Annotated in this window: 28 protein-coding genes; 12 read left to right on the top strand and 16 right to left on the bottom strand. The window is 72.0% G+C overall.

Annotated elements, in window-relative coordinates; translation table 11 throughout:
• Positions 1 to 314: 314 nt before the first annotated feature.
• The 3 genes from ACFVIM_RS10035 to ACFVIM_RS10045 all read left to right on the top strand — a co-directional run bounded on the left by ACFVIM_RS10035 (position 315) and on the right by ACFVIM_RS10045 (position 4,059).
• On the top strand, positions 315 to 1,370 hold the full coding sequence (locus ACFVIM_RS10035; RefSeq protein WP_384300197.1) for a helix-turn-helix domain-containing protein: 1,056 nt from the start codon (positions 315 to 317) through the stop codon (positions 1,368 to 1,370).
• 287 nt (positions 1,371 to 1,657) lie between these two features.
• Positions 1,658 to 2,647, top strand: coding sequence for a malate dehydrogenase (locus tag ACFVIM_RS10040; protein WP_384300198.1), 990 nt, complete (start codon positions 1,658 to 1,660; stop codon positions 2,645 to 2,647).
• 269 nt (positions 2,648 to 2,916) lie between these two features.
• Positions 2,917 to 4,059, top strand: coding sequence for a DUF5954 family protein (locus ACFVIM_RS10045; protein WP_384300199.1), 1,143 nt, complete (start codon positions 2,917 to 2,919; stop codon positions 4,057 to 4,059).
• A 55-nt stretch (positions 4,060 to 4,114) separates the two neighbouring features.
• Here the strand turns inward: ACFVIM_RS10045 and ACFVIM_RS10050 are convergent, their stop codons facing one another.
• The 9 genes from ACFVIM_RS10050 to ACFVIM_RS10090 form a co-directional block, all read right to left on the bottom strand.
• Complete coding sequence (locus tag ACFVIM_RS10050) at positions 4,115 to 4,621, bottom strand: carboxymuconolactone decarboxylase family protein (protein WP_384300200.1); 507 nt, start codon at positions 4,619 to 4,621, stop codon at positions 4,115 to 4,117.
• Between the two features lie 145 nt (positions 4,622 to 4,766).
• The gene (locus ACFVIM_RS10055) at positions 4,767 to 5,237 is read right to left on the bottom strand and encodes a hypothetical protein (RefSeq protein ID WP_384300231.1); all 471 of its coding nucleotides are present in this window, start codon (positions 5,235 to 5,237) and stop codon (positions 4,767 to 4,769) included.
• 79 nt (positions 5,238 to 5,316) lie between these two features.
• A complete protein-coding gene (locus ACFVIM_RS10060) occupies positions 5,317 to 5,541 on the bottom strand; it encodes a DUF397 domain-containing protein (RefSeq protein WP_384300201.1) in 225 nt (74 codons plus the stop codon).
• Positions 5,542 to 5,663: 122 nt separating this feature from the next.
• Entirely contained in the window at positions 5,664 to 6,575 is a 912-nt protein-coding gene (locus ACFVIM_RS10065; protein WP_384300202.1) for a helix-turn-helix domain-containing protein, read from the bottom strand.
• Positions 6,576 to 6,586: 11 nt separating this feature from the next.
• Positions 6,587 to 7,096: a DUF6879 family protein gene (locus ACFVIM_RS10070; RefSeq protein WP_384300203.1), complete on the bottom strand. Its 510-nt coding sequence runs from the start codon at positions 7,094 to 7,096 to the stop codon at positions 6,587 to 6,589.
• Positions 7,083 to 7,289, bottom strand: coding sequence for a hypothetical protein (locus tag ACFVIM_RS10075; protein WP_384300204.1), 207 nt, complete (start codon positions 7,287 to 7,289; stop codon positions 7,083 to 7,085). The genes ACFVIM_RS10070 and ACFVIM_RS10075 overlap by 14 nt, the downstream gene beginning before the upstream one ends.
• A gap of 155 nt (positions 7,290 to 7,444) precedes the next feature.
• A complete protein-coding gene (locus ACFVIM_RS10080; RefSeq protein WP_384300205.1) occupies positions 7,445 to 7,804 on the bottom strand; it encodes a hypothetical protein in 360 nt (119 codons plus the stop codon).
• Positions 7,805 to 7,807: 3 nt separating this feature from the next.
• Positions 7,808 to 8,227, bottom strand: a complete 420-nt coding sequence (locus ACFVIM_RS10085; protein ID WP_384300206.1) for a hypothetical protein — start codon at positions 8,225 to 8,227, stop codon at positions 7,808 to 7,810.
• The gene (locus ACFVIM_RS10090) at positions 8,224 to 8,418 is read right to left on the bottom strand and encodes a hypothetical protein (RefSeq protein ID WP_384300207.1); all 195 of its coding nucleotides are present in this window, start codon (positions 8,416 to 8,418) and stop codon (positions 8,224 to 8,226) included. The genes ACFVIM_RS10085 and ACFVIM_RS10090 overlap by 4 nt, the downstream gene beginning before the upstream one ends.
• A gap of 428 nt (positions 8,419 to 8,846) precedes the next feature.
• On the opposite strand from ACFVIM_RS10090, the gene ACFVIM_RS10095 reads away from it, so the two are divergent.
• Positions 8,847 to 10,235: a helix-turn-helix domain-containing protein gene (locus tag ACFVIM_RS10095; RefSeq protein ID WP_384300208.1), complete on the top strand. Its 1,389-nt coding sequence runs from the start codon at positions 8,847 to 8,849 to the stop codon at positions 10,233 to 10,235.
• A 259-nt stretch (positions 10,236 to 10,494) separates the two neighbouring features.
• Here the strand turns inward: ACFVIM_RS10095 and ACFVIM_RS10100 are convergent, their stop codons facing one another.
• Positions 10,495 to 11,208, bottom strand: coding sequence for a hypothetical protein (locus ACFVIM_RS10100; RefSeq protein ID WP_384300209.1), 714 nt, complete (start codon positions 11,206 to 11,208; stop codon positions 10,495 to 10,497).
• 122 nt (positions 11,209 to 11,330) lie between these two features.
• Here ACFVIM_RS10100 and ACFVIM_RS10105 point away from each other — a divergent pair, with 122 nt between their 5' ends.
• Positions 11,331 to 12,752, top strand: a complete 1,422-nt coding sequence (locus ACFVIM_RS10105) for a PLP-dependent aminotransferase family protein (RefSeq protein ID WP_384300210.1) — start codon at positions 11,331 to 11,333, stop codon at positions 12,750 to 12,752.
• Positions 12,753 to 12,953: 201 nt separating this feature from the next.
• Positions 12,954 to 13,112 (top strand): hypothetical protein, encoded by a 159-nt coding sequence (locus ACFVIM_RS10110; RefSeq protein WP_384300211.1) that lies wholly within the window; start codon positions 12,954 to 12,956, stop codon positions 13,110 to 13,112.
• 216 nt (positions 13,113 to 13,328) lie between these two features.
• Here ACFVIM_RS10110 and ACFVIM_RS10115 read toward each other — a convergent pair whose 3' ends face one another.
• Positions 13,329 to 14,519, bottom strand: a complete 1,191-nt coding sequence (locus ACFVIM_RS10115) for a CU044_5270 family protein (protein WP_384300212.1) — start codon at positions 14,517 to 14,519, stop codon at positions 13,329 to 13,331.
• On the bottom strand, positions 14,516 to 15,151 hold the full coding sequence (locus ACFVIM_RS10120; protein ID WP_384300213.1) for an RNA polymerase sigma factor: 636 nt from the start codon (positions 15,149 to 15,151) through the stop codon (positions 14,516 to 14,518). The genes ACFVIM_RS10115 and ACFVIM_RS10120 overlap by 4 nt, the downstream gene beginning before the upstream one ends.
• 231 nt (positions 15,152 to 15,382) lie before the next feature.
• On the opposite strand from ACFVIM_RS10120, the gene ACFVIM_RS10125 reads away from it, so the two are divergent.
• Both ACFVIM_RS10125 and ACFVIM_RS10130 read left to right on the top strand, forming a co-directional pair.
• Positions 15,383 to 15,670, top strand: a complete 288-nt coding sequence (locus tag ACFVIM_RS10125; RefSeq protein WP_384300214.1) for a hypothetical protein — start codon at positions 15,383 to 15,385, stop codon at positions 15,668 to 15,670.
• A gap of 21 nt (positions 15,671 to 15,691) precedes the next feature.
• Positions 15,692 to 16,873: a glutathionylspermidine synthase family protein gene (locus ACFVIM_RS10130; protein WP_384300215.1), complete on the top strand. Its 1,182-nt coding sequence runs from the start codon at positions 15,692 to 15,694 to the stop codon at positions 16,871 to 16,873.
• Positions 16,874 to 16,983: 110 nt separating this feature from the next.
• Here ACFVIM_RS10130 and rocD read toward each other — a convergent pair whose 3' ends face one another.
• Positions 16,984 to 18,198, bottom strand: coding sequence for an ornithine--oxo-acid transaminase (gene rocD / locus ACFVIM_RS10135; RefSeq protein ID WP_384300216.1), 1,215 nt, complete (start codon positions 18,196 to 18,198; stop codon positions 16,984 to 16,986).
• A gap of 164 nt (positions 18,199 to 18,362) precedes the next feature.
• Between rocD and trpS the strand changes: the two genes are divergently transcribed.
• Both trpS and ACFVIM_RS10145 read left to right on the top strand, forming a co-directional pair.
• Complete coding sequence (trpS, locus tag ACFVIM_RS10140) at positions 18,363 to 19,385, top strand: tryptophan--tRNA ligase (protein ID WP_384300217.1); 1,023 nt, start codon at positions 18,363 to 18,365, stop codon at positions 19,383 to 19,385.
• Positions 19,386 to 19,610: 225 nt separating this feature from the next.
• Positions 19,611 to 20,222, top strand: a complete 612-nt coding sequence (locus ACFVIM_RS10145; RefSeq protein ID WP_384300218.1) for a 2'-5' RNA ligase family protein — start codon at positions 19,611 to 19,613, stop codon at positions 20,220 to 20,222.
• A 25-nt stretch (positions 20,223 to 20,247) separates the two neighbouring features.
• Here the strand turns inward: ACFVIM_RS10145 and ACFVIM_RS10150 are convergent, their stop codons facing one another.
• From ACFVIM_RS10150 to ACFVIM_RS10160, 3 genes are all read right to left on the bottom strand, one after another.
• Positions 20,248 to 21,003 (bottom strand): decaprenylphospho-beta-D-erythro-pentofuranosid-2-ulose 2-reductase, encoded by a 756-nt coding sequence (locus ACFVIM_RS10150; RefSeq protein ID WP_384300219.1) that lies wholly within the window; start codon positions 21,001 to 21,003, stop codon positions 20,248 to 20,250.
• 28 nt (positions 21,004 to 21,031) lie between these two features.
• Positions 21,032 to 22,501, bottom strand: coding sequence for an FAD-binding protein (locus ACFVIM_RS10155; protein ID WP_384300220.1), 1,470 nt, complete (start codon positions 22,499 to 22,501; stop codon positions 21,032 to 21,034).
• A 124-nt stretch (positions 22,502 to 22,625) separates the two neighbouring features.
• Positions 22,626 to 23,081: a hypothetical protein gene (locus tag ACFVIM_RS10160; RefSeq protein ID WP_384300221.1), complete on the bottom strand. Its 456-nt coding sequence runs from the start codon at positions 23,079 to 23,081 to the stop codon at positions 22,626 to 22,628.
• Here ACFVIM_RS10160 and ACFVIM_RS10165 point away from each other — a divergent pair.
• Together ACFVIM_RS10165 and ACFVIM_RS10170 are read left to right on the top strand one after the other, a co-directional pair.
• Complete coding sequence (locus ACFVIM_RS10165; protein WP_384300222.1) at positions 23,058 to 23,645, top strand: phosphatase PAP2 family protein; 588 nt, start codon at positions 23,058 to 23,060, stop codon at positions 23,643 to 23,645. The genes ACFVIM_RS10160 and ACFVIM_RS10165 overlap by 24 nt on opposite strands.
• Positions 23,642 to 24,598 (top strand): decaprenyl-phosphate phosphoribosyltransferase, encoded by a 957-nt coding sequence (locus ACFVIM_RS10170; RefSeq protein WP_384300223.1) that lies wholly within the window; start codon positions 23,642 to 23,644, stop codon positions 24,596 to 24,598. The genes ACFVIM_RS10165 and ACFVIM_RS10170 overlap by 4 nt, the downstream gene beginning before the upstream one ends.
• Positions 24,599 to 24,659: the final 61 nt, after the last annotated feature.

The raw sequence follows: 24,659 nt of genomic DNA on the forward strand, positions 1-24,659 counted from the left end.
CCCGTCCTCTCCCCCGTTGAGGACGGGCGCCGGTGCTGGTGACCAGGGTCAATCACGGGTTGACGCCGCAGCAAGGGAACTCCGGGACCTGTGGCACGGAGGTGACGATTCCGCAGTCGTGTCATGTCGCGCCGATTGCAGTGCGACACTGAGTCGGCAGCCGGGACGATGCGCGGAACCGACACGGAATCTCCGCGTCCGCCAGGAAACCGGAATGCTCCCCTACGCGCCGATGTCGGGAACTGACATCCTGTCTCACGAGTACGTCGGGGGTCGCACATCGCCGACGCTCGGGGACAGAGGGGGGTATCGCCATGCCTCGTTGGAAGCCACTGCCGGAGGAGCTGGACCCGGAGGTCCGGAACTTCACCGAGCAGCTCCGTCGACTTGTCGACCGCAGCGGACTGGGTATCGCGGCGGTGTCGGACCGCACCGGCTACAGCAAGACGTCGTGGGAGCGCTATCTCAACGGGCGGATCCTCGCCCCCAAGGGCGCGATCGTCGCCCTGGCGGAGGTCACGGGCACCAACCCCGGCCATCTCACCACCCTGTGGGAACTGGCCGAACGCGCCTGGAGCAAGGCCGAGGAGCGCCATAACCAGACCCTGGAGATCATGCGGATCACCCAGGCGCTCGCGGCACTCCAGGACTATGAACAGGGACAGGGGCAGAAGCCGGGACCCGGCCAGGGCCAGCACCGGGCGGCGGGCCGTACCGGCGCGACGCCCCCGTCCCCCTCCCCGTACGGCACGTCCGAGCGCCCGCCGGAGACCACCGGTGGCGGACGGAAACGTTCCGCCGGGCGGGGCCGGGGTATGGCGCCGATGCTGGTGGGCGGGGTGTGCGCGCTCGTCGTGGTCGCCGGGGCGGTGCTGCTCTCCGATGTCGGCGGCGGCGACGCGAGCGCCAACGCCGCGCGGGCCGTGCCGTCCGTCTCGGCACCCGCCGCCGCGCCCCAGACGGGGGACGCCCCCTCGCCCGCGGCCGGGGAGGCCACCGCCGGTGCCCGCTCGGCGGCCCAGGCCGGGGTCAAGTGCCAGGGCGCGACCTGCGCGGGCCAGAATCCGGACGCGATGGGCTGCGGCGGCCGCTACGCCACCACGGTGGCGTCCCGCCCGGTGGGCACGGCGACCCTCCAGGTCCGCTACAGCGAGACCTGCCAGGCGGCATGGGCCCGGATCACGGAGGCGGCCGTCGGGGACACGGTCGAGATCAGCGTCAACGGCGACGGCACCCAGACCGGCCGGGTCAATGTCGCCACCGACGCCTACACCCCGATGACGGCGGTCCCGCCCGGCACCAGGCCGACGGCATGCGCCACGGTCGCGGCGGCGGGCGACACCATCTGCACCAACGGATCGGGGGCCTGACGGCCCCGCCGCCTCTGTACGTCGTAGGGACATGGCCCCTGAGGCGTGGAGCGAGCCGTGTCCGCCCGTACGGAGACGGGCCCGCCGCCCCCGTACACCGGACGCACCCAGCACGGAGAGATGAGTGAGCCGCGCCACAAGGGTCCGAGGGCTGGGGTCCCAGTGGGTCGGATAGCCTGACCGCTGGATGTCTCTTCACATCAAGATTCGTCGTTGCGCGGCGCGAAGGGGCGTTCTGGACCCGGGGCAGTGAACCCCCATCGCCCGTCTGCATTACGGAGATCGCCATGACCCGCACTCCCGTCAACGTCACCGTGACCGGCGCCGCCGGCCAGATCGGCTACGCGCTGCTCTTCCGCATCGCGTCCGGCCACCTGCTCGGCGCCGATGTGCCGGTCAAGCTGCGCCTGCTGGAGATCACCCCGGCGCTCGGCGCCGCCGAGGGCACCGCCATGGAGCTGGACGACTGCGCCTTCCCGCTGCTGCGCGGCATCGAGATCAGCGACGACCCGAACGTGGCGTTCGACGGCGCCAACGTCGCGCTGCTGGTCGGCGCCCGCCCCCGTACCAAGGGCATGGAGCGCGGTGACCTGCTGGAGGCCAACGGCGGCATCTTCAAGCCGCAGGGCAAGGCCATCAACGACCACGCGGCCGACGACATCAAGGTCCTCGTCGTGGGCAACCCGGCCAACACCAACGCGCTGATCGCCCAGGCCGCCGCGCCGGACGTACCGGCGGAGCGCTTCACCGCGATGACCCGGCTCGACCACAACCGCGCCATCTCGCAGCTCGCCGCGAAGACCGGTGCCGCCGTCTCCGACATCAAGCGCCTGACGATCTGGGGCAACCACTCGGCCACCCAGTACCCGGACATCTTCCACGCGGAGATCGCGGGCAAGAACGCGGCCGAGACCGTCAACGACGAGGCGTGGCTGGCCGACACCTTCATCCCGACCGTTGCCAAGCGCGGCGCGGCGATCATCGAGGCGCGCGGCGCGTCCTCCGCCGCCTCCGCCGCCAACGCGGCCATCGACCACGTCCACACCTGGGTCAACGGCACCGCCGCGGGCGACTGGACCTCCATGGGTATCCCGTCCGACGGCTCCTACGGTGTGCCGGAGGGCCTGATCTCGTCGTTCCCGGTGGTCTGCAAGGACGGCCGGTACGAGATCGTCCAGGGTCTGGAGATCAACGACTTCTCCCGCACCCGGATCGACGCCACCGTCCAGGAGCTGGCGGAGGAGCGCGACGCGGTGCGCGCGCTCGGCCTGATCTGAGCCGTCCTCCCCCGCTCCGCGCCGCTCCCGTAGCGCCGCACTGATCTCCCGCCGCCCCCGGCCGCCCCCCGGCGACCGGGGGCGACGTGCTGTCCGGAGCGGCCTCCCATGCGGCGCGCGGCGGAGTGCGCCGGTGCCGTGCCCGGGAGGAGCGCTGGTGAGCTGGTCTTTTCCGCTCCATGACGGAGATATGACTCATTCCGGTCGTTGACTTTCCGTGATTCTTCCGTCGGCCGGTCGAGGGAAGGCCGCTTCGGGACACTGAGTACATGAATGAGTACGGAGAGGGAGCACCCGCGTATCTGACCTTCCGGGTCTCCGCTCAGCAGGGCCCCATCGCCGCCTTCGCCGAGGAGGAGGCATGGCGGGCCCGTAAGCGGTATCCGCAGATCATGGGCGCCGGGCTGCCGGTCTTCCACATCACCCGGGAACTCGACCACGGGGGCTGGGAGATCCTCGGCTGCGGAGGGAACGCGCCCCAGGACGCCCGCGATGTGCTCGCCTCCCACTTCCTCCGGATGGCGAACCGGACCGAGGGCGCGGAACAGGCCGCCGCGAGAGAGGCGGCCGACACACTCGACTGGGTGGCGCTGGACGAGATGACCGTCCTCGGCTGCCGCTACCGCGTGGTGCGCGTCGAACAGTTCATCCGCATGGGCCAGGACGGCCCCGAGCCGCCCCGCCCCTCCGACCCCGACCCCGCCCGCAGCCGCCCCGGTGAGGGCAACGACGTGCCCAGCCGCACCAAGGGCTTCGTGATCGACCCCTACACCGACACCGGCCTCGCCGACGGCCTGCTCCGCTTCGACCTCACCCAGTTCATCCGCGCCCGCGGCAACGCGCCCGACGAGGTGTACGACGACGCCAAGGCCGCCACCCGCACCCACCCCGGCGCGGTCCTGCTCCCCACCGAGTACGCCATCGCCGAACGCGTCGACGGCCACTGGAAGCCGCACGGCGCCTCCTGCACCTCGCCGCAGGGCGCCCGGGACGCCCTCGCCTCCCACTTCCGTGTCTTCGCCCCCGTACTCGACGGCCTGGGCCCCACCGAACGCGAGCAGTACGCCCGCGCCGCCGACCGCCTCGACGACCAGCGCGGCGCGGGCATCACGGTGGCGGGCCGCCGCTTCCGCATCACCCGCGTGGAACAGTTCGTCCGCATCGGCCCGGACGGCCCCGAACCGCCCCGCCCCTCCGACTTCGACCCGTACCCGCCCCCCGCCGCCCAGGTCAAACAGATGAAGGAGGACGGCAGCTGGCGCGACGAGGACGGACCACCCGAGCCCCTCTCCGAGGACCAGCGGGAGCTGTGGGCCCTGCTGGAGAAGGAACGCGAGCGTAAACAGGGGCTCCAGAAGGAGCGCGAGGAGAAACGCGGGGAGGAACGGGAGCGGGGGGCACGGCAGGAGTAGCCGCGGGCGCGGGTCCGCCCCCGTGGTGGACCCGCGCCAGTCTCCTCCGGGGATGTCAGTGGGGCAGGGACCCCGGGGTGTAGTGGCCCGGCACCAGACGGCCCGTCACGGCGAACCGGTTCCACGCGTTGATGACGGTGATCGAGGCGATCAGCTGCGCCAGCTCCTTCTCCTCGAACTGCTTCGCCGCCGCCTCGAACACCTCGTCCGGCACGAACCCGTCCGTCAGAACCGTGATCGCCTCGGTGAGTTCGAGCGCCGCGACCTCCTGGGCGGTGTAGAAGTGCCGCGACTCCCGCCACGCGCTGAGCTGGATGATCCGCTCGGTGCTCTCCCCGGCCGCCAGCGCGTCCTTGGTGTGCATATCGAGGCAGAACGCGCACTGGTTGATCTGCGACGCCCGGATCTTGACGAGTTCGAGCAACACCGGATCGACCCCCTGCCGGGCGGCGCCGTCGAGCCGGACCATCGCCTTGTAGACATCGGGGAGGAGCGTGGCGACGTTGAGGCGGGCGGGGTGCTCGGGGAGGAGTTCCTTGTTGCTGTTCTCTGTGGTGGTCATGGGTCAACCGTAGGACGGGGGTGGCGCAGGGGTGTGGTCCATTTCGGGGGTGGGTTCTTGGGCCATTTGGTCGGCCCGTGCCCGTGTCGGTCCGGGGTCGGCCCCAGGCGGTCGACCCCACCCGACCCTCTTCTCGGTTCGTTGGTCACCGGTCGGGCGCAGGGCAGCGGATGTGCGGGTGCGTTCCGTTGGGGGAGCAAGTCACGAGAGCGAGGGAGTGGAAGAGGGTGCCGCGTAGGTAGTGGCCCAGGGACACGTCTCGGCCCGTGGCGAGTCTTTCCACGGCCGCTCTCACCAGGCGATCGTGGCGGGCGGTCTCGTGCTCTGCAGCCGTGGAGAAGCGCGGGGCGAACTCGGCGAGCCGCTGGGCGAGCCATTCCCCCGCTTCTTTTGGTTCGTACCAGGTGCCACGCACCAGGGGCGGCGGTTTCAGCAGCCAGTGGGCCGTCTGGATCGGTGGAATCTCCGTGACGGGAAACTCGGTCGTGGCTCGACGATGACGTTCCGCCACCTCTGGCGGGCTGCTCGGGGTGGGCGCGGGACCCGGAGGGCGGCGCAGGCTGTCCTGGTCGAAGTCGGCTTTCTCGCCGAGCCAGGCATAGCCGTGGATGTGCACATGCACTCCCCTCCATGGACGGGTAACGGCCCCGCCCGCCCGGCTTAGCGGGTGGGGCCGTGAGCGGAGACGCGGGAGGTCAGGCAGAGAGCCCGAAGACGCCGGGGTCAATCCCCGCCGCGTTGAGTTCAGCCGTGGTGAAACGCAACGGCTCGGCCTGAGGGCGCTTGCTGTCGCCCATGGCCCAGGCGTCGTGGCCGATCCGGGCAAGCGTCACACAGGACTCGCCGTCGGGGTGGGTGTTGCCCCCGCAAGGCGTTGAGAACTCGGCCTGGCTGATGGGGAGCCCGTACAGGTCGGTCATCTGCTTCTCCTTCACGTGGGGAGGACGAGAACCACGTCGTGGTCATGGCGCGTCCCTGCGTGCGCCGAGCGGCGGCGGGGCTCTACCGGCATCCCGGAGACCGGATAGCGACGGCGTCGAGTTCAGATGGGTCGGTCGTGGTTGCCGGGAGGCTCGGGTGGTGTCTCCGCCCGGAGCCGCACATCGCTGATGCTGCACTGGTCGGATTCGGTGTTCCAGGACCTTTCCCGTGACGGCAAGAACTCGTCGCGGACCGTTTCCAAGAGGTCCCTCATGGCGTCGCCGTAGACCGCGACGGTGGCGAAACGGTCGAAGGTGTCCCGGTAGAGGCGCACATCGCGGGGGTCGCGGGTGGTGATCTCGGCGTGGAAGGTCTCGACGAGAACAAGCCGGTCATCATGGAGGCTGAAGCAGGTCATGGGGAAGTCCGGCATCCTCCGACCGGCCGGGATGATGCCGAGGGAGACATGGGGCAGCCGGGAGACGGACACCAGACGATCCATCTGAAGCGCCATGACCTCGGGCTCACCGATGCGCCATCGCAGCACGTGTTCACAGACCAGGAAGCGGAACGTCCGACCGGACTCGTACAAGACAGACTGGCGTTCGAGACGGGCTGCGACCGTTCTGGCTCTGGTCTCGTCCGGCAGGCCCGGTGGCAGGGACAGCACAGCCGAGGCGTACTCGGACGTTTGGAGGAGCCCAGGCACCAGCTGTCCCTGGAACAGCCGCAGCACGATGGTGCTGGCCTCGATGGCACGGATGGTTCTCTGATGCTTCCACGGGCCCAGTTGGCGCAACTGCCGCCACGCGGTGGCCTCTGCCGACGCGGTGCGCGCGGCGGCCAGGAACTCCTCCTTGACCTCCGCGCCCACCCCGAGCGCGGTGAGGACGAGTTCCACGTCCTGAAGGGTGGGCCTGACCTTTCCGTTCTCGATCTTGGAGAGCTTTCCGGCGGACATGGATGCCCTGCGGGCGACGGCTTCACCGGTGAGCCCGGCCGCGACACGCAGCGCCCGCAGGGCTTTGCCCATCGGATCCGTGGTCAGTGGTGTCGCTCCCAGTAGGTCGCGAACGGTTCCGCAGTGGTGAGGGCACGGTCCCGGTATCCCTGGTACTCGGCGAGCTCCCCCTCGGGCAGCGGTTCCGCACCGATGAAGCGCCCCTCGGGGGTGTAGTGCATGCGGAGCACCGTCCGGTCATCGAAAAGCCAGAAGTCGTGATCGGGCAGCTCGGGCGTAGGGCGTTCGGCCAGGTCGATGATGCCGATCGTCTCCCCGGCGGTGATGTTTCCGGGGTAGGCGGCCAGCTCGTACCGCAGGTAGTCGGTCAGCGGCGAACGCAGCACATGCACCCGGGATACCTGCTTGCCCAGGTCGGTCATCGACCGCACCCAGGGATTGTCGTCCCATTCGGGTCCCATGTCCCCACCCGAGAGGAAGCGCTCGAACTCCTCACGCTCCTCCTCCACGTCATAGACCGCGAGGGTCTCCAGCCGGAAGGCGGTCCGCTCGAACGCCTCGAAGAGCCGCCCGAACGCCTCACCGGTGATCACGGAAATACCCCTCCAGCACTTCGGCGGGCACCAGCACGGCCGTCTCGCCCTCGGGCAGGCCGAGCTGGGCCAGCCATGCGGGGTCCGTGACGATCCGCCCCTGCACTACATACCGCTCGGCGTCCTCCGTGCCCCACAGCGTCGGGCAGCTCCCGTTCTTGCAGGTGCCCTCACTGGAGAGATTACGCAGCATCGTGCCCCCAAAAGTGATGGAACGTGAAGAGCTTCGATACTTCCGATCCGAGGGCGGAGGAAGCAAGTAAGCGGCCTTTCCAGAACAGGAAACCTGTGTACTTCTTCCACCGAAGGTCCCGGTTCCTTGACCCATGCTGAGAAGACGGGCTGCGATCAACGCCGCTCCGGTCGGTGTTCCGTGTCCATATGCCGGCGGAGGAGGACGCGGGCGTCGGTGGCGGCGGAGTGGTCGTGGGCGGTGCGGGCGGCGCGCTCGGCGGTGACGAGGTCGTCGCACTCCTGGCAGGTGGGGGGCTGTTGGTCGTTCATGACACGGTCTTGGGCTCGGGCGCGGAGGATGCGGGCGTCGCGGACTCCGCGTACGGGGAGTCCCCAGGTGGTGAGCTGCTTCTTCATCCAGGCGTCACTCACGCCGTACTCGGCGGCGAGGGCTTTGATGGAGGCGCCTTCGCAGTAGCGGGCGATGACGCTGGTCTTGTCGGTGTGGACGTGGTCGCGTCCGGTCCGGGGCATGGCTCATCTCCTGGTGGGGTGGGGGTGGAAGAAGGGGCGGATGTAGAGGACGCGGGCGGGTCGGGGGCTGATCGCGAGGGTGTAGCGGTCGGGCCCGTCCGGGATGACGACGGACACGGCCACGCCCTGATCGAGCCGGGTACGGGCGGCACGGTCCTCGGCGGGATCGGTGGCCCAGACGCGTATCTCGGTGGGCGCGTCGGGGACGGGGGTCCGCTCGCAGCGGGTGGCCCAGGGGGCCCGGTCCGGGTCGGGGTCCAGCCCGTCCGCGAGGCGCAGGGCCTGCATCCGCAACCACGTCAGGGCGGTGTCCTGCGAACGGGTCCGCAGAGTGCCGAGGACGAACGGAACGATCTCCCCCGACCCGTACACCGGCCCTTCGGCGATGACGTGACACAGGTACGCGACGGGCGGCCCGCTCACGCCGGACCTCCGTCCTCCAGCAGCCGCTCCAACTCGGCATCAAGCCGCGCCTGACACGCCTCGGCCTCAAGCCCCCGGCTCCACTCATCGACACAGTCCGCGTCCCACCGCAGCCGCAACAGCTCGAACCCGAGTCCGAGCCGCTCCTCCGCCGCACCGAGCGCGAGCAGCAGCCAGAGCCATAACCGCATCACGGCAACCGCCAGTGTTCGTGTTCGGCGTTGATCTCCCGCACCCGCTTCCGCAGCGACCGCAGTACCGGGGACTCCTGCCGAATTTCGGGCGGTGGGGCGTTCGTAGTCTCTTCCGTTGAGTCGGCTGGGGTGTTTCCTGTGGGGGGTTCGGGCATGGGGGTAGCCGTTCTGGGTGACATGGGGTTTCTCCAGATCCGGGGGAATCGGGACTCCGGCGGGGAACCGCTTCAGAGACTTCACCGGGGGGATGTGGTGTGTGCGGGTGTGGTGTCACACCCGGGCACGGACCCGCGGCTTCCGGCGCGGAGCAAGTCAAGCGCTGGCGGGGACCGGGCAGCCAGGCTCCGGGCGGGCGGGAGATGTTCCGCCTGTTCCGGTTCGTTCGGCTCCCGGACGAACCGGCGCCGGGCCGCTAGCGTGGACGGGTGCCCCAGCAGCCGAACGACCCTCTGCGCGCCTTAATCGAGGACTCGGGCCTGACCTATGAGCAAGTGGCTCGCGCCACGGGCATGGTCGCCGCCGCGAGTGGTGACCCGCACGTGAATCCCGGCAGATCCAGCGTGGCGGCGTGGATCGCCGGACGCTCACCGAATCCGGCGGCCGTCCGCCACCTCTGTGAGGCGCTGACCTGGAAGACCGGCCGGACCGTCACTCCGGAGGACATCGGACTCACCGCGCCCCGCGATTCCGATCTCGCCGCCCTCGGGCTTACCGTCGACAGTGACCCGGTGGAAACACTGGGACGACTGGGGAGGGCCGACATCGACCGAAGAAGACTGCTCACCCGAGCCGCGTACTCCGTGGCGGGTGCCGCACTGCCCCTGGGTGCCGCCGCCGAAGCCCAGGCCCGCACCCGGTACGCCCTCGACGGGCATATCGCCGGGGACGAGGAGATCCAGGCCGTACGCGACATGGTCGCCATGTTCACGGCCATGGATGAACGGCACGGGGGCCAGCACGGCCGCAGCGCCGTCGTCCAGTACCTCGTCACCGATGTCGCCGACCTCTGCCGGGCCCGATTCCGCACCTCCCGGCAGTACGTCGAGATGCTGCTGGCCGCCGCGTCCCTGGTCTGCCTCGTGGGCTGGAAGGCGTTCGACGCCAAGGAGATGGGACTGGCCCAGCGCTACTACCTCCAGGCATACGCCCTCACCAAGGAAGCGGGAGACGCCGCCCACGAGGCGTTCACCTTACGGCTGCTCGCCAACCACGGCATGGACAACCAGCGTCCCCAGTACGTCCTCAACCTCGCTGACGCCGCGTTGGAACGGGCCCATGGCCGAGTCGATGCCGCGACCGAATCACGCTTCGTCATCTGCCGGGCCCGCGCGCTGACCGACACCGGTCAGGCCACCGCCGCACTCAGGGAAGCCGACCTCGCCCGCGACCTGGCCGTAACACCTGTCGCGACCGCCGAGATGACGGGCTGGTCAGCGCTGTGGGGCCCCGCCCTGTCCACCGTCAACACCCATCGGGCGATGATCGCCGAACGCCTCGGCGACTGGGCCGCGGCCGAACGGCACTACCACGACGTAGAACGCCGCTTGAGCGACGTCGACTACCGCGTCTACGCCGCCCTCACGGCAGCGTCCCAAGCCCGCGCACAGTATCGCCAAGGCCATCTCGAAGCGGCCTGCACCACCTGGCACCGATCCCTGACCACCATGACCGGCACCCGGTCAACCCGCACCACCAAAGCCGTCCACGCCATGCGCGCCACCCTCGCCCCCGTCGCCGCACGCGGCTCCCACACCGCCCGCGAACTCGACGACCGCGCCCGCACCTGGCTTCACGACACCCCCAGCGGACGATGAGCCCACGAGCACCCGGCAGGATGCCGAACTACTCCGGACCCTCGCCCTCCTGCGACCAACTCGGCAACGCCCCGCCCTACGAGAATTCAGCGAGGCCATGGCGTACGGAATGTCCTCAGCGGTCAGGAACGCGCCGACCCGTGCGATGACCTCACGCCACCAGAGCATGAGCCAGCCGGGTGAAGAAGCCGCCCTCCTCGCGCGTGACCCCTGAGCCGTGAGCCAACACCGCCACACCCATGGCCGTACCAGCACGCTCCTAGACCCCCCACCACCACGCCTCCAACTCCTCGTCATCCGCGCACTCCACCGGGACCGCGTACGGCGAGCGCCGTGCGATGGCCAGCGCGCCGGTGCGGCGCACGATCGCGCGCAGCTCCCGTACGGCCGGTATCCCGGCCAGTTCGGCCACGTCGTAGGGGCAGCCCACGGGCCCGCCGACGAGGGTCGCGCAACCGAAGGCGTACCAGAGGCCGATGAGGTCGTGGTCGTGTTCCCTCTCGGCGGCGGCGGCGATCTCGTGGACCACGTCGATCAGCGGGGTGCGGGGCGGTGGGGTGGCGGCCGGGCCGTGGAGGGTGCCGGTGGTGGTCATGCGGTGCCACAGCGGGGTGCCCGCGTCGCAGTAGAGGAACGGAGGGTCGGCGTAGCCGTCGTCGAGCCAGGAGTCATAGCCCGTGAAGCCGGGGGAGTGCTCGTCGAAGGCGCGCAGGGCGGTGAACTCGGTCAGTCCGTCGAAGTACGCGGCCCGTTCGGCGTGGTCGGGGTGGCGGTCGAGGGGGAAGCGGTAGGTGTGTCCGCGCCGCAGCAGGACGTCCATCACGCGGAAGTGCGTGAACGAGCAGTCGTACCCGCCCTGGAACCGGTACAGCGCCGCGAACCAGCCCCTGACGCGCGGGTCGTCCGGCGCGGTGTGCGCGTCCAGGATGCGGATCGAGTCCGCGACCAGGTCCTCGATCTCATGCTGGGACATCGGGTTCCCCCTCCCTGGGGCCGCGCCGCCCGTGCGGTGCGCGGGTACTCCGTCATCCCACCAGGTGCCACTGACAGTGCGGGGCGAACTGCCCCGGCGGCCCACGGCTAAGCTCCCGCCCCATGACCGACCCCTGGTCCACCTTCGGCGCCGATCTCCATCTCGAACCCCGTGGCCCCCGCCTGCGGGCCGGGCTCATGGAGGCCTTACGCGAGGCCGTGCGCGGCGGGCGGCTGGCGCCCGGGACGCGGCTTCCGTCCTCCCGTACGCTCGCCGCCGATCTCGGGGTGGCGCGCAACACCGTCGCCGACGCGTATGCCGAGCTGGTCGCGGAGGGGTGGCTCAGCGCGCGGCAGGGGTCGGGGACGCGGGTGGCGGCGCGGGCCGAGCCCCGGCGGGACGCGGGGGTGGGGCGGCGGGCGCGGGTGGTGCGGCGGGGGCCGGTGCACACGCTGGTGCCGGGGACGCCCGATCTGTCGTCGTTCCCGCGCGCCGCCTGGCTCAAGGCGGCCCGCCGCGCGCTCACCGACGCGCCGAACGAGGCCTTCGGGTACGGCGATCCGCGCGGCCGGGTCGAACTGCGCACCGCGCTCGCGGACTACCTCGCGCGGGCGCGCGGCGTCCACGCCGACCCCGGACGGATCGTCGTGTGCTCCGGGTTCATCCACGGTCTGACGCTGCTGGCCGGTGTGCTGCGCGCACGCGGCACCCAGGCGCTCGCCGTCGAGTCCTACGGGCTGGATCTGCACTGGTCCGTCCTCACCCAGGCCGGACTCCGTGTCCCGCCGCTGCCCTTCGACGCACGCGGTACGGATACGGGGGCGCTCACCGGTCTCCGTGACGTCGGCGCCGTGCTGATGACGCCCGCCCACCAGTTCCCGATGGGCTCACCCCTTGAGCCCGACCGGCGGGCCGCCGCCGTGGACTGGGCGCGGGCCACGGGCGGGCTGATCCTGGAGGACGACTACGACGGGGAGTTGCGGTACGACCGGCAGCCGGTCGGCGCGCTCCAGGGGCTCGACCCCGACCGGGTGGTCTACCTCGGCACCGCCAGCAAGTCGCTCGCGCCCGGTCTGCGGCTGGGCTGGATGGTGCTGCCGGAGGCGCTGGTCGGGGAGGTCGTGGCGGGCAAGGGGGTGTGGGGGCTCTCGGACTGGTCGCTCGGGGTGACCGACCAGCTCACCCTCGCCGAGTTCATCACCTCCGGGGCCTATGACCGCCATGTGCGCGCGATGCGGCTGCGCTACCGGCGGCGGCGCGACCATCTTGTGGCCGCGCTCGCCGAACGGGCGCCGGAGGTGGGGATCAGCGGCATCGCGGCCGGGCTGCACGCGCTGCTGGCGCTGCCGCCGGGGATGGAGCGGGCCGTCATCCAGGCCGCGAACGTGCAGGGGCTGGCGCTGGAGGGGCTCGCCCGGTTCCGGCATCCGCAGGCGGGGGAGGGGGTGGCCGGGCCGCGTGACGCGCTTGTCGTCGCGTACGGGCGGCCCACGGAGAGCGGATGGGCAGGGGCGCTGGAGGCGCTCTGCCGGGTGCTGCCGTGAGGGGTGGTCGTGAGGCGCTCTGCCGGGTGCTGCCGTGAGGGGTGGCCGGGGGAGCGGCGGCGGGCGCGCGGCCGTCGTCGGGGCTCCTCTCGATCACCCTGCGGACCGGCCGAGTGTCAGACCCCTGTTCTAGGGTGGAACGCATGATGACCAGGACATCCCTACGCCGGCCCCAGGGCGGGGTGCGTAGGGAAGGAAGAGATGGCTCACTCACCGCACCGCCGCTGGAAGGGCTGCGCGCTGTGCCAGCCGCACAAGCTGAGGGGATACGGGCGTTCGGTCCGTGACCCCTGGCCGGTGCTGCGCAAGCTGGGGACGAAGCGCCGCTTCGGACGCCGTGACCTGGGCGACCAGGAGTAGGGCGGACGGCACGAGGGCGCCCGGCGGATCGCCGGGCGCCCCTGTCCCGTAAGCGCTGGAGGTGTCGGTCCAGGAGCCCCGTCCGACCGCGTCGGCCCCGAGCCGGGGAGCGGGGCACGGCGGACGGACAGGACTCTCACGACACGGGCCTGGGCGGAAGGGTCGGTCACCGCACGGCCTGGTTCAGCGGTCAGCCGCCGGCGCCGGGCCCGGCCGTCAGCGGGCCGGGGCCGGGGTGGGCGCACCGGGCCCATCGGCCGTGGCGCCGGGGCCGGGGGTGGGCGCGCTCGGGTTGCCGCTGGGCGCGGGCGATCCGCTCTCCGTGCCGTCGGGGACAGTCGCGGACTTCGACGTGGGCTGCTGGCCCTTTGGGACGTGCGCTCCCGGCGCGAAGGGGATCTTCACCGGGTTCTGGGCGCCCAGGCCCGGCTTCCGCTGGCCCAGCGCGTCCACCACCGTGCGCTCCAGTACCGCGCTCTCGCCCGTGACCGTGCCCTTCTTCTGGCCGTTCTCCAGGTCCTCCACCGCGACCTGACGTTCGCCCAGGTAGCGCTTGGTCTGGCGGTCGAAGATCAGTTCCTGGCGTACGCCGTCGTCGACCCGGGCCACGGCGATGCCCTTGCGGCCCGCCGCGTCCGTGGACGTCTCGACCAGCTTCACCCCGGGGATCATGGCGGCGGCCCGGAAGAGCGCGGCGGCCACGTCCGGCGGCAGCAGGGACTCATGGGCCAGATCGCCGACGGTGATGAACGTCTGCTGGTCCTTGCTGTTGTCGCCCTGGCGGTTCTTGACCAGCCAGCGCAGCATCTCCTTCGGTTCGGTCGGCAGCTTCTGGAGGTTGCGGTAGTGGGTGCTGGTGGGCAGGCCGGGCTTCTCGGGGCCCAGCGGCAGGGTGCCGGGTCCCTGCGGTTCGTGCAGCAGGCCCTGGCGGGTTCCGTCGATGGAGAGCCAGACCTCCCGGGGGTGGATCGGGTCGCGCTTCACCTCGTCGCCCTTGGCGGAGGTGTAGCCGAGCTGGCTGCGGATGTAGACGAACTGGTCGTCGCGGATCCCGTCCGGCAGCCGCTGGCCCTGGGCCGCGAGTGCCGCGCCCTCCAGCAGGGCCACCGCCTCCGGTGAGGCGGCTGGTGCGCTCTCGCTGTCGGGCGGCAGCACGGTGAGGGTGACGACGGCGGCCACGGCCGCCACGGCGGCGGTGAGGACCGGGCGGGTCCAGCGCGGCCGGATCCGTACGGGCGCGGGGGCGGTGCCGGTCGCCGTGGCCGACTGGCGGATCTCGGCGAGCAGATGGCCGCGCAGCGCCTCGTGGCGGCCGGGCGGAAGCTCCCATTCGGGAGGGGTGAGCTGGTTCGGCACCGCGTCTCGCTCGGATGCGCTGGGCCGGTTCGGTTCGGGCTGGGGGGTCATCGGGGCACCTCCTGGATCGTTTCGAAGGTGGGCTGCTGCCCGCCTTTGACCTGTCCTGACGGGTACGGGAGTTCCCGGGCCGCCGTCGCGTCGCCGACCGCCCGCGCGAGCTTCTTGCGGGCGCGTGAGAGCCGGGAGCGCACGGTGCCCACGGGGATGCCGAGGGCCTCCGCCGCCGCCGCGTACTCCAGGCCCGACCAGACGCAGAGGGTGATGACCTCGCGTTCGGTGCGCCGCAGCTTCGCCAGTGCCGCGCGGACCACGGCGAGCTGGGCGGCGTCGTCCATGCGCCCGGCGACGTCCTCCGCGAAGTCGCGTTCCGGCTCCGGGCGGGGGAGCCGGGCGACGGCGGCGGTGTGGCGGCGCGCGGCGCGGCGGGTGTTGCGGGCGACGTTCGTGGCGAGACCGAGGAGCCAGGGACGGACGGAGCCGCCCTCCGCGTCGAGGCGGTCACGCAGCCGCCATGCCTCCAGGAACGTGAGCGAGACGATGTCCTCGGCGGTCGTCCACTCGCCGGTGAGTCTTAAGGCGTGGTTGTAGACGGCGCGCGCGTAGGAGTCGAAGATCTCGCCGAAGGCGTCGGGATCGCCGGACCTGAGCCTTGTCCGGAGCTCCCCTTGATTGGTTTCCACATCAACCAACTGTCCGTGTGACGGGGCGCGTTCCTGTGGCGTGGGTCACATCGGGAAGTCGTGGTGGACGGGGCCGGTGGCCGCCGCCCTTCGGTGCGGACCCCTCGGACCTCGGTCGCGCCCGTGTTGCGGGTGGTGCGGAACGTACAGGAGGTGAGGAAACACTCGTACACACATCCCACTAGGCTGTGCGCGGTCGCAACTCAATGGCTGAAAATGGGGGGCTGAAGCGTGGCGCGTCGGAGGCTGAGGTCGAGCACGGTGGTGCTGGGCGGCATGGGAGTGCTCGCGGTGACGCTGAGCGCGTGCGGTTCGGAGCCGGACCGCCGCTGCGTCAACCCGACGACGATGGAGACCCTGCCCAGCTATGAGTGCGGCAGCTCGACGGGCACCGGACGCCATTACTACGGCGGCAACTTCGCCACCCCCGGCAGCAAGCTGGAGAACGGCTCCTTCAGCAAGAGCGCCGTGGAGCGCGGCGGCCTCGGCTGCTCCTCCTCCGGCTCCGGCGGCGGCTGAGCACGGCGCGGGGAGACTCCGGTGAAACGTCACACCATCGAGCCGCGCCCCGGCTGGCAGCAGACCGTCGAGGAGCAGGGCTGTATCTATCCGCTCACCCGCTTCCCCGACGGCTCCCTCCGCCCGTACTGGGACGAGAGCGCGTACTACGTCTTCTCCCTGCCCGAGGTCGAGGCGCTCGAAGAGGTCGTCGGGGAACTCCACGCCATGTGCCTGGCGGCGGCCGCCCATATCGTCGCCGAGGACCGCTTCGCGGACCTCGGGATCACCGACCCCCGGCTCACCGCGCTCATCACCGAATCCTGGCACCGCCGCGCCGAACAGCCCTCCCTCTACGGACGGTTCGATCTGCGCTACGACGGTGACGGACCCGCCAAGCTGCTGGAGTACAACGCCGACACCCCGACCTCCCTGGTCGAGGCCGCGAGCCCGCAGTGGTTCTGGATGGAGGAACGCTTCCCCGGCGCCGACCAGTGGAACTCCCTCCACGAACGGCTCGTGGACGCCTGGCGCCGCCAGGCGCGCCTCCTACCGCCGGGACCGGTCCACTTCGCCCACTCCGACGCCGACGAACTCGGCGAGGACCTGATGACCGTCGCCTATCTGCGCGAGACCGCCGAACAGGCCGGGCTCACCACCGAGGCGCTCTCCGTCGAGCGCATCGGCTGGGACCGGATCTCCGGACGGTTCGTGGACGAGAAGCTGCGCTTCATCCGCTCCTGCTTCAAGCTCTACCCCTGGGAGTGGCTCACCACCGACCCCTTCGCCCCGCACGTCCTCGACACCCTCGACAACGGCGGCTCCACCGGCTCCACCTGCTGGATCGAGCCGCTGTGGAAGATGCTGCTCTCCAACAAGGCGCTGCTGGCGATCCTCTGGGAGCTGTATCCGGGCCACCCCAACCTGCTGGCGGCGTACGTCGACGGCCCCCGCGAACTGGCCCGCACCACCGGGTACGCGGCCAAGCCGCTGCTCGGCCGGGAGGGCGAGGGCGTCACCCTCCACCCGGCCGGTTCGCCCGCCGCGACGCACGAGGGCCCGCACTGCTACCAGGAACTGGCGCCACTGCCCGACATCGACGGCAACCGGGTGGTGCTCGGCGCGTGGGTGGTCGAGAACGAGGCCGCCGGGCTCGGCATCCGGGAGTCATCCGGGCCGGTCACGGACGGCTACGCCCGTTTCCTGCCCCACGTCATCCTCTGACGCCGCGCGTCACCCCGTACGGGGGCGGGGTCGCGACCCCGGAGCCCGGACGCGGGCTGGTAGAGGGGCGGGCCTGACGCCCGCCCCCGTACCCGGATCCCAGCCGGATCTCAGTCGGTGAGGACCGCCCGGAGCTGGGCCAGGCCCCAGTCGAGGTCCTCCTTGGAGATCACCAGCGGCGGGGCGATCCGGATCGTCGACCCATGGGTGTCCTTGACCAGTACGCCCCGGTCCAGCAGCCGCTCCGAGATCTGCCGTCCGGTGCCCCGGGCGGGGGCGATGTCCACCCCGGCCCACAGTCCCCGTCCCCGTACCGCCTCCACCGCGCCCGTGCCCGTGAGCAGTCCCAGCTCACGGTGGAGGTGGTCGCCGAGGTCGGCGGCGCGCCGCTGGTACTCGCCCGTGCGCAGCATCGCGATCACCTCCAGGGCGACCGCGCAGGCCAGCGGGTTGCCGCCGAAGGTCGACCCGTGTTCGCCCGGCCGGAACACCCCGAGCACCTCCTGGGACGAGACGACCGCCGAGACGGGCACGACCCCGCCGCCGAGCGCCTTGCCCAGCAGATACACATCCGGCACCACACCCTCGTGCTCACAGGCGAAGGTCCGTCCGGTCCGGCCCAGACCGGACTGGATCTCATCGGCGATGAAGAGCACGTTCCGCTCTTCGGTGAGCGCGCGGACCCCGGCCAGATAGCCCGGCGGCGGCACCAGCACCCCGGCCTCGCCCTGGATCGGCTCGATCAGCACCGCCACCGTGTTCTCGGTGATCGCCGCGTCCATCGCGGTCAGATCGCCGTACGGGACGATCTCGAAGCCCGGCGTGTACGGACCGTAGTCGGCGCGGGCCTCCGGGTCGGTGGAGAAGCTGATCACGGTGGTGGTGCGGCCGTGGAAGTTGCCCGCCGCGACGACGATCTTCGCCATGTTCTCGGGGACCCGCTTGACCTGGTAGCCCCATTTGCGGGCGGTCTTCACGGCGGTCTCGACCGCCTCGGCGCCCGTGTTCATCGGCAGCACCGTCTCCATGCCGCAGAGCTCGGCCAGCTCGGTACAGAACGCGGCGAAGCGGTCGTGGTGGAAGGCGCGGGAGGTGAGGGTGACCCGGTCCAGCTGGGCCTTGGCGGCGTCGATCAGCCTGCGGTTGCCGTGGCCGAAGTTGAGCGCCGAGTAACCGGCGAGCATATCGAGGTAGCGGCGGCCCTCGATGTCGGTCATCCAGGCGCCCTCGGCCGAGGCGATGACGATGGGCAGCGGGTGGTAGTTGTGCGCGCTGTGGGAATCGGCGGCGGCGATGGCTCGGCGGACGCTCTCGGATGCGGACACGGGGTCTCCGTTCTCTCAGCAGACGGGCGCCGGGTGGGGCGGGGTGACGCTCCTGTTCCTATCGTCGCTCCTCGCCCGGCCGGGGAAACCCCGGACGGGCCGTGTCGTACCCGGCCCGCGCCCGGGTCCGGGGCCGGGACGGCGGGCGCGGGGTACCTGAGAGAATGACTGCCATGGCCGCACTCCCACCTCGCGCTCTCTCCGGTATCCAGCCCACCGCGGGCTCGTTCCACCTGGGGAACTACCTCGGAGCGATTCGCCAGTACGTCGCGCTCCAGGAGACCCACGACGCCTTCTACATGGTCGTCGACCTGCACGCGATCACCGTTCCGCAGGACCCCGCCGAGCTGCGGGCCAACACCCGGCTCGCCGTCGCGCAGCTTCTCGCGGCCGGTCTCGACCCGGATCGCTGCACCCTCTTCGTCCAGAGCCATGTGCCCGAGCACGCCCAGCTCGCCTGGGTGATGAACTGCATCACCGGCTTCGGCGAGGCGTCCCGGATGACGCAGTTCAAGGACAAGTCGGCCAAGCAGGGCGCCGACCGCGCCACCGTCGGCCTCTTCACCTATCCGATCCTCCAGGTCGCGGACATCCTGATGTACCAGGCGGACGCCGTCCCGGTCGGGGAGGACCAGCGCCAGCACATCGAGCTGACCCGTGATCTCGCCGAGCGCTTCAACGGCCGCTTCGGCCAGACCTTCACCGTCCCGGCGCCGCACATCGTCAAGGAGGTCGCGAAGATCTACGACCTCCAGGACCCGTCCGTGAAGATGAGCAAGTCGGCCTCCACGCCCAAGGGCCTGGTGAATCTGCTCGACGAGCCCAAGGCCACCGCGAAGAAGGTCAGGAGCGCGGTCACCGACACCGACACGGTGATCCGCTTCGACCCCGAGCACAAGGCCGGGATCAGCAACCTCCTCACCATCTACTCCACCCTCACCGGCCGCACCATCGCCGCGCTGGAGCAGGAGTACGAGGGGAAGATGTACGGCGCGCTGAAGACGGACCTCGCCGAGGTGATGGTGGAGTTCGTCACCCCGTTCCGGGCCCGCACCCAGCAGTACCTGGACGACCCGGAGACCCTCGACGCGATCCTGGCCAAGGGCGCGGAGAAGGCGCGGGCCGTTGCCGCCGAGACGCTGGCCACGGTCTACGACCGGGTCGGTTTCCTGCCCGCGAAGCACTGACCCGCCGGGGCGTCGCCGCTCCGGCCGCCCCGGACCGCCGGGACCGGCTCGCGGCACGCCCGTACGGCCAGGTCCGGCTCGCGGCACGCCCGGACCGCCGGGCGCCAGACGCCGGACGGCCCCCGCCCGGGGCCGGGCGGCCGTGAGGGACGCCTCTGGCCGAACACGCCGTACAGCCGCCACACTGGCGGCTGTACGGACACGCACTGACTGAGGGAGAACGACGTGGGGACCGTAACGCTCGGCGTTTCGATCGCGGTCCCGGAGCCCTATGGCAGCCTGCTCCAGGAGCGGCGCGCGAGCTTCGGGGACCCCGCCGCGTTCGGTATTCCCACCCATGTCACCCTTCTGCCACCCACCGAGGTGGAGCCGGGGGCGCTGCCCGCGATCGAGGCGTATCTGGCCGAGGTCGCCCGGACCGGGCGGCCGTTCCCCATGCGACTGTGCGGTACCGGAACGTTCCGCCCGGTCTCCCCGGTCGTCTTCGTGACGATCGAGGAGGGCGGGGCGGAGTGCGCGCTGCTCCAGCAGCGGGTCCGCGCCCCGGGCGGCCCGCTGGACCGGGAGCTCCAGTTCGCGTACCACCCGCATGTGACGGTCGCGCACGGTATCGCCGAGGAGGCGATGGACCGGGCCTTCGCCGAACTGGCGGGCTTCGAGGCCGCCTGGACCTGTGCCTCCTTCGCCCTCTACGAGCAGGGCGCGGACGCCGTCTGGCGCAAGATCCACGAGTACGCGTTCGGGGGCGGGGTCACCTCCGTACCGCCCCAGGGGACCCCGGCCGACGGACTGGCCGGGCCGGTCGAATCAGCCCGTACGCCCTTCCCCGCGCCCTGACGGCGTCCGGGCCTCCGGGCGGCCGTCACAGGGGCAGTCGCCGGAAGAGCGGGCGGGGCAGATGCCGCAGCGCCGACATGACCACGCGGAGCGAGCCGGGCACCCAGACCGTCTCGGAGCCGCGGCGCAGCCCCAGCTCCACGGCGGTGGCGACCGCCTCGGGCGTGGTGGCCAGCGGCGCGTCCGGACGGCCCGCCGTCATCCGGGTGCGGACGAAGCCGGGGCGCACCACCATGACATGCACCCCCGTCCCGTACAGCGCGTCGCCCAGGCCCTGGGTGAAGGCGTCGAGACCGGCCTTGCTCGATCCGTAGATGAAGTTGGCCCGGCGGGCGCGCTCCCCGGCGACGGAGGAGAGCACCACCAGGGAGCCGTGGCCCTGGTTCTGGAGGGCCGCCGCGCAGATCAGCCCGGCCGAGACGGCCCCGGTGTAGTTGGTCTGCGCCACCCGTACGGCGGCGGCCGGTTCGCCCTCGTCGTGGGCCTGGTCGCCGAGGACGCCGAAGGCGAGGAGGACGAGGTCGATATCGCCGTCGGCGAAGACCTTCCCGATGACCTCCTCGTGCCCGGCGGGATCCAGCGCGTCGAAGCCCGTCGTACGGACGTCGGCGCCGAGGACGCGCAGCCCGTCGGCGGCGGCCTCCAGTGCGGGGGAGGGGCGCCCGGCCAGCCAGACCGTACGGACCCGGCGGGCGATCAGCCGCCGCGCGACGGCGAGCCCGATCTCGGAGGTGCCGCCGAGGAGGAGCAGGGACTGGGGGCTGCCGAAGGCGTCCTTCATGGGCGTTCCTTGAGGGGGAGGGGGCGGGTCACAGGGCGAGGCGCCGGGACAGGTCGGAGGTGAAGACCCCGGCCGGGTCGAGCCGGGCCCGCAGCGCGCGGAAGTCGTCCAGCCGGGGGTACATCGCGCCCAGCAGCTCGGGCCGCAGCCGGGAGTCCTTCGCCAGATAGACCCGGCCGCCCGCCGTCGCGACCTCCTCGTCGAGTTCGTCGAGGAAGGAGGCGAGCCCCGGCAGCCGGGCCGGGATGTCCAGCGCCAGCGTCCAGCCGGGCACCGGGAAGGAGAGCCAGCCGGGGTCGGCCGCGCCGAAGCGCTTGAGGACCGCGAGGAAGGAGGGGCAGCCCCGGCGGGCGACCCGGGCGACGACCCGGCGCAGGGTCTCCTCCTGGCCGTGGCCCACGACGAACTGGTACTGGACGAACCCGGCCCGGCCGTAGACCCGGTTCCAGTGCGGCACGCCGTCCAGCGGGTGGAAGAAGGCGGAGAGCCGCCGCAGTTCGCCGGTGCGGGAGCGGGGGGCCTTGCGGTACCAGAACTCGTTGAAGAGCCGCACGGTCGGCCGGGAGAGCAGCCCGGGGGGCGCGAGAACGGGCGCGGCGGGAAGCGTGCGCGGGCGGAAGGCGAGCGGGGAGCGCCGGGAGCGTGCGGGGAGCGCGTCCAGAGGGGCGTGATCGCCCTGGGTGAGCACCGCGCGCCCGGTCGAGCGCCCCCGGGCCAGCAGATCGATCCAGGCGACCGAGTAGCGGTGGCGGTGGTCGCCCGCCGTCAGCCGCGCCAGCAGATCGTCCAGATCGGTGGCGCGTTCGGTGTCCACGGACATCAGCGAGGTCTCCACCGGGTGGAGCCGCAGCGCGGCGGAGAGGATGACCCCGGTCAGGCCCATGCCCCCGGCCGTCGCGTCGAAGAGGTCGGAGCCCGGGAGCACACGGTGGACGGACCCGTCGGCGGTGAGCAGGTCGAAGCCGTTCACATGGCGCGAGAAGGCGCCGCTGACATGGTGGTTCTTTCCGTGGACATCCGCGCCGAGGGCCCCGCCGACGGTGATCTGACGGGTCCCCGGCGTCACCGGCACGAACCAGCCCAGCGGCAGCAGCGCCGCCATCAGCCGGTGCAGGCTCACTCCGGCGTCACAGACGACGACCCCGGTGTCGGCCTCCAGCCGCCGCACCCGGTCGAGCCCGGTCATATCGAGCACGGTCCCGCCCGCGCTCTGCGCCGCGTCCCCGTAGGCGCGCCCGAGCCCCCGCGCGATCCCGCCCCGTGACCCCGCCGCCGCCCACGCCCGTACCGCCTCGGCCGCCTCGTCGGCGGTACGGGGGCGCAGGACGCGCGCGGTGGTGGGGGCGGTGCGGCCCCAGCCGGTGACGGTGACGAACGGGTCGCCGGGCGCCTGTCGGTGGTCCCGCTCGCCACCGTCACCAGCAGCGGCTGGGGCGGGGCCGGAAGCGGGGTCCGGGGGGCGGCGCGAGACGGGGGAGCGCGGGGGGTCAACGGCCATGGTGTGACCGTAACGCCGGTTATGCCCGCCTTTTTGGAGTGATGGGGTGACTCGCCGAAATGGGTGATTAAAGGAGTGTCAGCTGAACATGTCGCGTAATGCGGGCCAGGGGGAGCCAGAGTCGTCACTGGTGCACCAGAAGGGGTGGCGTATGACAGACGCGGGTGGTGGCCCCACGGACCGCCCTGACGGTGGCGGGACCGGACGGGACGGCGGTACGGACGGCCGGGCCCGCCCCCAGCCCGGGCGGGACCCGTCCCCGTACCGCCGGAACGGCCGCGAGGAGCGTCACCGGCGCGAGGTCGGCGGCGATGACGATCACGACGACGGCGACCGCGCTGACGGTGGTGGTGGCGACCGTGTTGGTGGTGATCCGGTCCGGGTGGGTGGCGACCGTGCTGGTGGTGACCCGGTCCGCCTGCGCGACGGCGGCGCCCGCCTTCTGCCCGCGCTCATCGCGGACGGACGCCTTCTGCCCGCGCTCACCGTGGACGGACGTCTCCTGCGGGCTCTGCGCGCCTGTGGTGCCCGCCCCGGCGTCGCCACCGGGACCCGGGTGCTCTCCCTCGCCGGGGAACACGGCGCGCTCTGGCTGCTGACCGGGCTGGCAGGCACGGCCACCGCGCACGGCCGGGACCGGCGGACCGCCTGGCTCCGGGCGACCGCCCTCGTCGCCGCGGCCCATCTCGGCAGTGTGGCGCTGAAACGGCTGGTGGGCCGGGCGCGACCGGGGTCGGGGCCGGAACAAGGGCCCGCCGCCGCCCCGCTCGTCCCCGTCGCGAGCCCCTACTCCTTCCCCAGCTCCCACGCCACCTCGTCGGTCGCCGCCGCCGTCGCGTTCGGCGCCCTCGCGCCCGGGGTGCGCCGGGTGGCCCGGCCCGTCGCCGCCGCCGTCTGCCTCTCCCGGGTGGTCGCCGGAGTGCACTACCCGACCGATGTCGCCGCGGGCGCCGTCCTCGGCGGGCTCACCGCGCGCTGGGGCGCCCGCTGGCTCACGGCGGCCGTGACCGGCCGGGCGGGCGTGGCCACCGTGCGCCGGCGGGCGTCCGGTGGCCGGGCGGGCGGCCCTCCAGAAGGCCCTCCGGGCGGCCGGGCGGGCTCGGGGCACCGGGCCCCGGCGACCGGCGGAGGGCGGCCGTCATGACCGAGGGCGGCACCGCGCTGCTCGAACGGCCCGAGCGGCCCGGCCCCGGTGGGCCCTCGCGCCCCGGGGTCCGACGGCTCTCCTCCGGGCTGCTCCGCTCCGTACGCCCACGGCAGTGGATCAAGAACCTGCTGGTCCTGGCGGCGCCCGCCGCCGCCGGGGAGCTGGACTCACTCGCCAACGTCCTCGCGCTCGGCCTCGTCTTCGCGCTCTTCACCTGCGCCGCCGCGGCCGTCTACCTCGTCAACGACGCCCGGGACGCGGAGGCCGACCGCGCCCACCCGCTGAAGCGGCACCGGCCGGTGGCGGCCGGGGAGGTGCCCGTGGCCGTCGCCTACGCCGTCGCCGTGCTGCTGGCGGTCCTCGCCGCCGGGGGCGCGCTGCTCTGGTGCAACGCGATGACGGGGGCGCTCCTCATCGCCTATCTGGCCATGCAGCTCGCCTACTGCGTCTGGCTCAAGCACGTCCTCGTCGTCGACATGGCCGTCGTCACCACCGGCTTCCTGCTGCGGGCGATGACCGGCGGGGTCGCGCTCGGTATCCCGCTCTCCCGCTGGTTCCTGATCACGGCGGGGTTCGGCGCGCTCTTCATGGTGGCCGCCAAGCGCTACTCGGAGGCCGTCCAGATCGCCGACGGCACCGGCGCCACCCGGGCGCTGCTGACCGAGTACACCACCGGCTATCTGCGGTTCGTCTGGCAGCTCGCGGCCGGGGTCGCGGTCCTCGCCTACTGTCTGTGGGCCCTGGAGAGCGGCGGGGTCAACACCCACGCGCTCCTGCCCTGGCGCCAGCTGTCGATGATCGCCTTCATCCTGGCGGTGCTGCGGTACGCGGTCTTCGCCGACCGGGGCACGGCGGGCGCCCCCGAGGACGTCGTCCTGGGGGACCGGCCGCTCGCGGTCATCGGGCTGGTGTGGGCGGCGATGTACGCGCTCGCGGTCACCGACCTATGACCGCCGGACCCGGAGCCGTACGGCATTCCGGAGCCGTACGTCTTCCCGGAGCGGTACGGCA

The sequence above is a fragment of the Streptomyces sp. NPDC057638 genome (genome assembly GCF_042800315.1).
In the GTDB taxonomy this organism is placed as follows: domain Bacteria; phylum Actinomycetota; class Actinomycetes; order Streptomycetales; family Streptomycetaceae; genus Streptomyces.